The 8,211-nt window shown below is 73.2% G+C and carries 10 protein-coding genes; 4 read left to right on the top strand and 6 right to left on the bottom strand.

Annotated features, from left to right (window positions below; all coding sequences use genetic code 11):
• Positions 1-91 precede the first annotated feature (91 nt).
• The 3 genes from J0670_RS22585 to J0670_RS22575 all read left to right on the top strand — a co-directional run bounded on the left by J0670_RS22585 (position 92) and on the right by J0670_RS22575 (position 2,953).
• Positions 92-1,060 carry a LysR family transcriptional regulator gene (locus J0670_RS22585; protein WP_207813474.1) on the top strand — a complete coding sequence of 323 codons (969 nt, stop codon included), beginning with the start codon at positions 92-94 and terminating at the stop codon, positions 1,058-1,060.
• A 142-nt stretch (positions 1,061-1,202) separates the two neighbouring features.
• Positions 1,203-2,360, top strand: a complete 1,158-nt coding sequence (locus J0670_RS22580) for an adenosine deaminase (protein WP_207813473.1) — start codon at positions 1,203-1,205, stop codon at positions 2,358-2,360.
• A gap of 227 nt (positions 2,361-2,587) precedes the next feature.
• Complete coding sequence (locus tag J0670_RS22575; protein ID WP_207813472.1) at positions 2,588-2,953, top strand: ATP-binding protein; 366 nt, start codon at positions 2,588-2,590, stop codon at positions 2,951-2,953.
• 94 nt (positions 2,954-3,047) lie between these two features.
• On the opposite strand, the gene J0670_RS22570 is transcribed toward J0670_RS22575, so the two are convergent.
• Positions 3,048-3,233, bottom strand: a complete 186-nt coding sequence (locus J0670_RS22570) for a PspC domain-containing protein (RefSeq protein ID WP_207813471.1) — start codon at positions 3,231-3,233, stop codon at positions 3,048-3,050.
• Positions 3,234-3,504: 271 nt separating this feature from the next.
• Positions 3,505-4,035 carry a hypothetical protein gene (locus J0670_RS22565; protein ID WP_207813470.1) on the bottom strand — a complete coding sequence of 177 codons (531 nt, stop codon included), beginning with the start codon at positions 4,033-4,035 and terminating at the stop codon, positions 3,505-3,507.
• Between the two features lie 156 nt (positions 4,036-4,191).
• Here J0670_RS22565 and J0670_RS22560 point away from each other — a divergent pair, with 156 nt between their 5' ends.
• On the top strand, positions 4,192-4,839 hold the full coding sequence (locus J0670_RS22560; protein WP_207813469.1) for a PhzF family phenazine biosynthesis protein: 648 nt from the start codon (positions 4,192-4,194) through the stop codon (positions 4,837-4,839).
• Positions 4,840-4,852: 13 nt separating this feature from the next.
• Here the strand turns inward: J0670_RS22560 and J0670_RS22555 are convergent, their stop codons facing one another.
• The 4 genes from J0670_RS22555 to J0670_RS22540 all read right to left on the bottom strand — a co-directional run bounded on the left by J0670_RS22555 (position 4,853) and on the right by J0670_RS22540 (position 8,158).
• Positions 4,853-5,491 carry a VanZ family protein gene (locus tag J0670_RS22555; protein ID WP_307806642.1) on the bottom strand — a complete coding sequence of 213 codons (639 nt, stop codon included), beginning with the start codon at positions 5,489-5,491 and terminating at the stop codon, positions 4,853-4,855.
• Between the two features lie 70 nt (positions 5,492-5,561).
• Positions 5,562-5,885 (bottom strand): hypothetical protein, encoded by a 324-nt coding sequence (locus tag J0670_RS22550; RefSeq protein ID WP_207813468.1) that lies wholly within the window; start codon positions 5,883-5,885, stop codon positions 5,562-5,564.
• Positions 5,882-7,429: a HAMP domain-containing sensor histidine kinase gene (locus J0670_RS22545; RefSeq protein ID WP_207813467.1), complete on the bottom strand. Its 1,548-nt coding sequence runs from the start codon at positions 7,427-7,429 to the stop codon at positions 5,882-5,884. Before J0670_RS22545 ends, J0670_RS22550 begins: the two co-directional genes overlap by 4 nt.
• A 48-nt stretch (positions 7,430-7,477) precedes the next feature.
• Entirely contained in the window at positions 7,478-8,158 is a 681-nt protein-coding gene (locus tag J0670_RS22540; RefSeq protein ID WP_207813466.1) for a response regulator transcription factor, read from the bottom strand.
• Between the last annotated feature and the right edge of the window lie 53 nt (positions 8,159-8,211).

Here is an 8,211-nt window from a genome sequence, read left to right as displayed (position 1 = left end):
CCGTCGACCGTAGGCCCGGCGCCGTTGATGCGTCCAATGCATGAAGAGTGGATGATCGATGCACTGGCGTATGAGTCGAGGTGGTGGCGGGATGACCGTGGCGGAACTGCCGGAGAACCCGGATCAGCGGTACCGGGCGGCCGAGTTGGGGCCGGACGAACCGGCCGTCCTGCTGGCTCCCCGGCTGGCGCAGTTCGCCGCGGTGGCGCGGCTGGAGCACGTGACCCAGGCGGCCGCGCTGCTCGGGGTGCCGCAGCCGACGCTGTCGCGCGCGGTGGCCCGGCTGGAGGAGGAGCTGGGGGTGGACCTGCTGGCCCGCCAGGGCCGTGCGGTCCGGCTGACCAGGGCGGGCCGGCTGCTGCTGGCCTCGGTGGAACGGGCGCTGGCGGAGGTGGAGCGCGGCGCGGCGGCGGCCCGGGCGGAGGCGGACCCGGAGGCGGGGCTGGTGGCGTTCGGGTTCCTGCACACGATGGGGCCGGACGCCGTTCCGGCGCTGCTGCGGGGCTTCCGGGCGGCGTATCCGCGGGTGCGGTTCCAGCTGGTGCAGGACTACGGCATGGCGATGCTGGAGCGGTTGCGGGCGGGCGAGTTGGACCTGTGCCTGGTCGCGCCGCTGCCGGACGACCCGGCGTTCACCGCCCGCCCGCTGGACGAGCAGCGGCTGCACCTGGTCGTCCCGGCGGACCACCGGCTGGCCGGGCGGCGGCGGATCCGGCTGGCGGAGGTGGCGGAGGAGCCGTTCGTCGGGCTGGAGCAGGGGTACGGGCTGCGCATGATCACGGACGGCTTCTGCGCGCAGGCCGGGTTCGTGCCCCGGCTGGCCTTCGAGGGGGAGGAGACGGAGACGCTGCGCGGGCTGGTGGCGGCCGGGCTGGGGGTGGCGCTGCTGCCGCCGGCCCTGGTGCCCCGGCCGGGGGTGGTGGAGCTGGAGGTGACCGCGCCGCGGACCCGGCGGGCGATCGGGCTGGCCTGGGCGGCGGGGCGGCCGCTGACCCCGCCGGTGGCGGCGTTCCGGGACTTCGTGCTGTCCCGGCGGGGTCGGCTGCTGCAGCACGACTGATCGCGGGTGGTCACGACCGATCCGCCGTGGCTGAACCATTGGTGGTTCGTATGGACCGGGCGGTGGAATTCCCGGTGGAGTTTGGACCATCCGGTGGTGTTCGCGGTGGTCGGTCTACGCGCGTAGGGGCTATATTTCCGCAATGGAGAAGCAGATCCCCGTCACCACCGCGGGCAGCGGCCCGCGCATTCCCACCCCCGACCAGATCCGCCGCGCGCCGAAGGTCCTGCTGCACGACCACCTCGACGGCGGGCTGCGCCCGGAGACCGTGGTCGAACTGGCCGCCGCGACCGGCTACCAGGGCCTTCCGACCACCGACGCCAAGGAACTCGGCGAGTGGTTCCGCGAGGCCGCCGACTCCGGCTCGCTGGTCCGCTACCTGGAGACCTTCGCGCACACCTGCGCCGTCATGCAGACCCGCGAGGCCCTGATCAAGGTCGCCGCCGACTGCGCCGAGGACCTGGCCGCCGACGGCGTCGTGTACGCCGAGGTCCGGTACGCCCCCGAGCAGCACCTGGAGGGCGGCCTGAGCCTGGACGAGGTCGTCGAGGCGGTGCAGGAGGGCTTCCGCCTCGGCGAGGCGAACGCCCGTGCGGCCGGCCACCGGATCCGGGTCGGCACCCTGCTGACCGCGATGCGGCACGCCGCCCGCTCCACCGAGATCGCCGAACTGGCCAACCGCTACCGGGACCAGGGCGTCGTCGGCTTCGACATCGCGGGCGCCGAGGCCGGCTACCCGCCCACCCGCCACCAGGCCGCCTTCGACTACCTCAAGGGCGAGAACAACCACTTCACCATCCACGCGGGCGAGGCCTTCGGCCTGCCGTCGATCTGGGAGGCCCTGCAGTGCTGCGGCGCCGACCGGCTCGGCCACGGCGTGCGGATCGTGGACGACATCACGGTGAAGGAGGACGGCGGCGTCGAGCTCGGCCGGCTGGCCGCGTACGTGCGCGACAAGCGCATCCCGCTGGAGATGTGCCCGACCTCCAACCTCCAGACGGCGGCGGCCACTTCGTACGCCGAGCACCCGATCGGGCTGCTCAGCCGGCTGAAGTTCCGGGTCACCGTGAACACCGACAACCGGCTGATGAGCGGTACCAGCATGAGCCGGGAGTTCGGGCACCTGGTGGACGCCTTCGGCTACACGCTGGGGGACATGGAGTGGTTCACGGTGAACGCGATGAAGTCCGCGTTCCTGCCCTTCGACGAGCGGCTGGCGATGATCAGCGACGTGATCAAGCCGGGCTACGCTGAGCTCAAGGCGGAGTGGCTGTTCAGCGCGGGCACCGGCGCGAACTGAGCCGTTCCGGCCGGTTCGCCGGTCCTGCTGGTCGGATGAACGCCCTTTCTGCACAAGGGAGTTGGCGTTCATCCGACTACTCACTCGGGTGAGTGAACGCCCTTTGGTTATCGCGCGGCCCTGTCACTACGGTGTGCCAGTCATAGCTGACAGGCCGTGGCGGCGGTCGCCCGGCCGCCGATCCCGCGCGCGATGTCGGCCACCGACGACGACCCAAGGGACGAACCATGAAGCAGGCTCTCAAGGCCGCCGGCACCGCGGCGCTCGGCATCGCCATCGCGGCGATCGGCGCCGGCACCGCCTCCGCGGCAGACGGCCAGGCGGCCGGCGGCCTCGGACTGCCCACCGGCGCGCTGACGAACCCCGCGGTGACCGGCGCGGTCACCGACACCGCCGCCAAGCTGCCCGGCGGCGACAAGGTCGCCAGCACGCTCGGCACCCTCGCCCCGACCGTCGGCCGCACCGCGCCCGCCGACGTCACCCCGATCGCCGGTGTCACCGAGCAGCGCGCCGGCATCCCGAGCGTCCCCGGCCTGGACAAGACCCCGGTCGGCGGGCTGGCCGGCCTCCTGCCCGGCCTGCCGCTGGGCTGATCCGGCCGACCCGGGCCACCGGTACGACGACGGGCCGCCCGCCCCGGAGACCCCGGGAGCGGACGGCCCGTCGCCATGCCCCGCCCGTGCGGCGTCACGGCTCCTGGGGGAGGAGCACCCACAGCGCGAGGTAGATCAGGAACTGCGGGCCGGGCAGCAGGCAGGAGAGCAGGAAGATCAGTCGGACGGTCCACGGGGTCAGGCCGAAGCGTTCGGCGATCCCGGCGCAGACACCGGCGATGACGCGGTTGTGACGGGGGCGGGCGAGGCGGGCGCTCATGCGTTCTCCTTGATGGAGGCCCGGTCCGGCCGGTCCGGCGGGCGTACTTCCATGCTCCGCCGTCGCCGGCCCGAAAGCCTCCGCCCACCAGGCGATTCACGACCCCGGTAGGTCACCGGGAAGGCGTAGGCCCGCGTAGGGGCCGTCTCAGGGGTGCCCCTGAGGGCGGACGTCCCGCGCCGCCGGAAACGTGGCCCGCAACGGCGGAAGGCCCACCCGTCCCCGCTTCGCGGCGGGTGACGGGCGGGCCTTCCGGCTTCGGCGGGCGGGATCAGCCGGCGGGGTGCTGCGGCTGGCCGGGCTGGGCCGGCGGCACGGGCTGGGCGTACGGGTTGTCCGCCACCGGCTGGGCGGGGACGCCCGGCTGGTACGGCGAGGCGGCCTGCGGCGCGGCGGGCCGGCCGGCCTGCGGCGCGTTCGGATTGTACGGCGCGTTCGGGTTGTGCGGCGCGTTCGGGTTGTACGGAGCCTGCTGGGCGTTGGCCAGGTACGGCGCGGCCAGCGGGTTCGGCTGCTTCTTCGCCTTGCTGCGCTCGATGATCTCCTTCACCGAGTAGATGATCAGCGCGACCGGCAGGAAGAACAGCTTGGTGAGGATGTAGTAGGTGCCGCCCTCGAAGACGAACGTCAGGTAGTAGGCGTACCCCAGGAATCCGAGGCCGATGAGCACGTTGACGATCCGCAGGCCGACTTTGAGCCCGCCACCGACGGCGCCGATGACCAGCATGATGACGCCGCTGACCGCGAGCGCCACGACGTACCAGGAGAAGAGCGGTGCGTCGCTGAAGTCGAGATTGTTCAAGGGGGGATTCCTGTGGCAGGAGGAAAAAACGGAGGAACCGTTCGGGGACGAGAGCGCACAGTACTGGAGGCGGCCGACATCCGTCGTCGCCTTTTCATCACGGTGTCGTTGCGCTGTGCCGCAGCCGTGCCGGAACGGTAATGGACGAGGTGGGACATGACTGACTATGAGGTGCTGCGGGTCTTTTGTGACGACGACGGGGCGTACGGCAACGAGTTGGGCGTGGTGCGCGACGGAGCCGCCGTGCCGGAGCGGGCGGACCGGCAGGCCCTCGCCCGCCGACTCGGCTTCAGCGAGACGGTGTTCGTCGACGATCCGGAGCACGGGGAGATCGACATCTACACCCCGACGCTGCGCCTGCCCTTCGCCGGCCACCCCTGCGTGGGCGCCGCCTGGCTGCTGGGGACGGACCGGCTGGTCACCGCCGCCGGGGTGGTGGCCGTACGGCGTGAGGGCGGGCGGACCCTGATCGCGGCCCGGTCCGAGTGGGCCCCGCCGCGCACCCTGCGGCAGTACGGTTCGGCGGCCGAGGTGGACGGGCTGGAGGTGCCGCCGCCGGGGGAGTGGATCTACGCCTGGGCCTGGCAGGACGAGGCGGCCGGTACGGTCCGGGCGCGGGCCTTCCCCGGCCGGGGCGACGGGATCGACGAGGACGAGGCGACCGGCGCGGCGGCCCTGCTGCTGACCGCCCGGCTCGGGCGGGCGCTGACCATCACCCAGGGCCGGGGCTCGCGGCTGGTGACCGGGCTGCGCCCGGACGGGCTGGTCGAGGTCGGCGGCCGGGTGGAGCGCGCCGGGGTTTAGTCGGCTGCGGGGCTCAGCCGGCCGGCGGGGTCGGCTTCGCGTAGGCGCGGGGCCGGGCGGTGGGCGCGACCGTCACGGTCGGGGTGACGGCGGCGGCGACCGGCGGGACGGCGGCGGCCATCGGCGGGACGGCCAGGACCTTCACCCGCGGCGCCCGCGGCTTCGGCCGGCGGTCCCGCAGCAGCCGGCGCAGGCCGGGGACGAGAGCGAGGTGGGCGACCACCACGCCGATCACGGCGAGCAGTATGTGGTCCACGTTGAGGACGTGCCCGGGCGTCCAGGAGGAGAGGAACTCCAGGCCGGTCGCCAGCAGGGCGGAGACGCCGGTGGTGCGCAGGAAGGACGGCAGCCAGGGGGCCCGGATCCGCCCGCCGGCCAGCGGGAGCAGGACCCCGAGCGGGGCGAGCAGCAGGAGTTCGCCGACCACCTGCCAGGCGGAGGAGGAGCGGAGCGAGGCCAACGGCGTCAGGTTGGCGTCGTACACCCAGGCCACCGGCAGGGGTCTGAGCACCAGCCAGAGCGCCAGCGCCAGGTGGAGGGTCAGACCCGTCAGCCCGGCCAGCCGGAGGGGACGGTGGACGGCCGTCGCCGGCCTCGTCTCGGTCCGAGCGCCGGAACGCTCGTCGCGTGTCCTGGTGCCATCTCGCTGCACGGGGGGAAGGACGTGAGCGGTGGCGCGGCGGTTCCACGCCGGGCGTGAACATTCCAGAACGCGCCCCCGTTCATCTACACGGGGAGGCCGTCGGCACCGCGCTGAACACGTTGTCCGGCGGCGGAGAACCGGGCGCCACCGGGGTGGGCGAGGGGCTCGGGCTCGCACTGGCCTTGGCCGCGCCGCGGCCCGGCGAGGCGGCGGGCGCCGGGCCGGGAGGAGTGGCCAGGGCGGTCGGTATGTGCGGGGCGGTCGGGCAGGCCGTGCGGCTGGCGGGCGCGCCGGCGTCGACCGGTACGGCGGTCGGCCGGATGCCGCAGCCGGAGGCCAGCGCGAGCAGGAGCAGCACGCCGCCGGTGCGGCGCAGGGCGGCGGTGCGGGTGGGGGCGGTCACGTGGCGTCCTTGTCCTGGGCGGCGGCGCCGGCGGGGCCGTCCTGGACCCCGTCCGCGGACGGCGGAGGCGGCGGGGTCAACGGCAGGGTCAGCGTGAACACCGCGCCGACCTCCCCGTTCGCCGCCGTGATCGTCCCCCCGTGGATCTGGGCGTTGGCCATCGCGATCGACAGCCCCAGGCCGCTGCCCTCCGAGCGGGCCCGCCCCCGGTCGGCCTTGTAGAAGCGGTCGAAGACGTGCGGCAGCACGTCCTCCGGGATGCCGGGACCGCTGTCGGAGACCTCGACCACGACCGAGTCCGCGGTCTGCCGGACCTTGACCCGCACCGGCGAGCCGCCGTGCTTGAGCGCGTTGCCGATCAGGTTGGCGAAGACCACGTCGAGGCGGCGCGGGTCGACCACGGCCAGGATGCCGCGCGGGGCCTCCAGTTCGACCGCGTCGTACCAGGCCCGGCCGTCGATGCAGGACATGATCAGGTCGGCGATGTCCATCTCGTCGGCGACCAGCTTGGCGGTGCCCGCGTCGAAGCGGGTCACCTCCATCAGGTTCTCCACCAGGTCGGACAGCCGCCGGGTCTCGCTCACCACGAGCCGGACGGCCGGCTCGATCATCGGGTCCAGCGACTCGGCCTCGTCCTCCAGGATGTCGGTCACGGCGGTCATCGCGGTCAGCGGGGTGCGCAGCTCGTGCGACATGTCGGCGACGAACCGCCGGCTCTGCGCCTCGCGCGCGCTCAGCTCCTCGACCTGCTCGTGCAGCGACTCCGCGGCCCGGTTGAACGTCCGTGCCAGGTCCGCGAGTTCGTCCACCGAGCCCTCGACCTCCAGCCGGGTGTCCAGGTGCCCCTGGCCGAGCCGTCGGGCGGCCTCGCCGAGCCGCTTGACCGGCCGCAGCACGGTCGCCGAGGCGGCCTGGGCGAGCAGCGCCGAGCCGATCAGCGCGAGCAGCGTCGCGATCGCCAGCGACCACCCCAGGGTGTTGAGGTCGGCCCGCTCGTTCTCCAGCGACTTGAACATGTACGCCGTCGGGCCGTTCGGCACCACCTTGGTGCCGCCGATCACGAACGGGTGGCCCTCCAGGTTCTGCCGCTGCCAGTACAGGTGGTACGGGTACGGGTTGTTCTCGGTGATCTCGCGCGGCTTGGCGACGGTGGACTGCAACGCCTGCGGCACGTCGGCCAGTGTGAAGTGCGTCGGGTCGGAGGAGGCCGGGCACTCCGGGTGCGCCTGGTCGACCACCACCACGTCGTAGGTCAGACCGGAGCTGGCCACGTTGGAGGCCAGCGTGGCGAGGTCCGGGCAACTGGCGTTCAGCGGAAGGTCGGAGACGTTGCGGCTGAGCGAGACCCGGAAGTCGTTCAGCGCGGTGTCCTGGGCGCGCTTGAGCACCGCGTCGCGGTTCAGCCAGTACGCGATGCCGGAGGCCGAGACGGCGGCGAGCAGCGCGACCGCCGCGAACACCGCGATCAGCCGCACCCGCAGGGAGCGCAGCTTCCGCCACTGGCCCGCCGGGAACCGCCGGGCAGTCTGCTGATGGTCAGTCACAAGAGCCTGTCGTCGTACGGGAGTTCAGAATGCCGGGGGTTTTCGAGGTCAGACCGCGGGCGGGTCCAGCCGGTAGCCCACGCCGCGCACGGTGCGGATCAGCGTCGGCGCGGACGGCACGTCCTCGACCTTGGCCCGCAGCCGCTGCACGCAGGCGTCCACCAGCCGGGAGTCGCCCAGGTAGTCGTGCTCCCAGACCAGCCGCAGCAGCTGCTGGCGGGAGAGCGCCTGCCCGGGGCGGCGGCTGAGCTCCAGCAGCAGCCGCAGTTCGGTCGGGGTGAGCTGGAGGTCCTGTCCGTCCTTGGTGACGGTCATCGCCGCCCGGTCGATCACCACGCTGCCGTACGCGGAGGAGTCCGAGCTCTCGCGCTCGCCGCGCCGCAGCACGGCCCGGATGCGGGCGTCCAGGACGCGCGGCTGCACCGGCTTCACCACGTAGTCGTCCGCGCCGGACTCCAGGCCCACCACCACGTCGATGTCGTCCGAACGGGCGGTGAGCAGGATGATCGGCAACTGGTCGGTGCGGCGGATCCGGCGGCACACTTCGAAGCCGTCGATCCCGGGCAGCATCACGTCCAGCACGATCAGGTCGGGCCGCTGCTCCTTGAAGAGCCTCAGACCGTCCTCGCCGGAGGCGGCGGTGGCCACACGGTGGCCCTGGCGGGTGAGGGCGAGTTCGAGGCCGGTCCGGATGGCGTCGTCGTCCTCGATCAGTAGGAGGAAAGGCACGGCCCCATTTTGGCCCACCGGAAGCCTCGAATCACCCCCCGGACCGGTCACCG

The organism is Streptomyces sp. FH025, from assembly GCF_017427025.1.
Lineage (GTDB): Bacteria > Actinomycetota > Actinomycetes > Streptomycetales > Streptomycetaceae > Kitasatospora.
This window is presented reverse-complemented; position numbering and strand designations above follow the sequence as displayed.

What these genes read in the sequence shown, in the direction of transcription:
- J0670_RS22575 (WP_207813472.1), top strand. Translation starts at nt 2,588, where the DNA reads ATGAAGCAGGCTCTCAAGGCCGCCGGCACCGCGGCGCTCGGCATCGCC.
- J0670_RS22585 (WP_207813474.1), top strand. Translation starts at nt 92, where the DNA reads ATGACCGTGGCGGAACTGCCGGAGAACCCGGATCAGCGGTACCGGGCG.
- J0670_RS22580 (WP_207813473.1), top strand. Translation starts at nt 1,203, where the DNA reads ATGGAGAAGCAGATCCCCGTCACCACCGCGGGCAGCGGCCCGCGCATT.
- J0670_RS22560 (WP_207813469.1), top strand. Translation starts at nt 4,192, where the DNA reads ATGACTGACTATGAGGTGCTGCGGGTCTTTTGTGACGACGACGGGGCG.
- J0670_RS22570 (WP_207813471.1), bottom strand. Translation starts at nt 3,233, where the DNA reads ATGAGCGCCCGCCTCGCCCGCCCCCGTCACAACCGCGTCATCGCCGGT.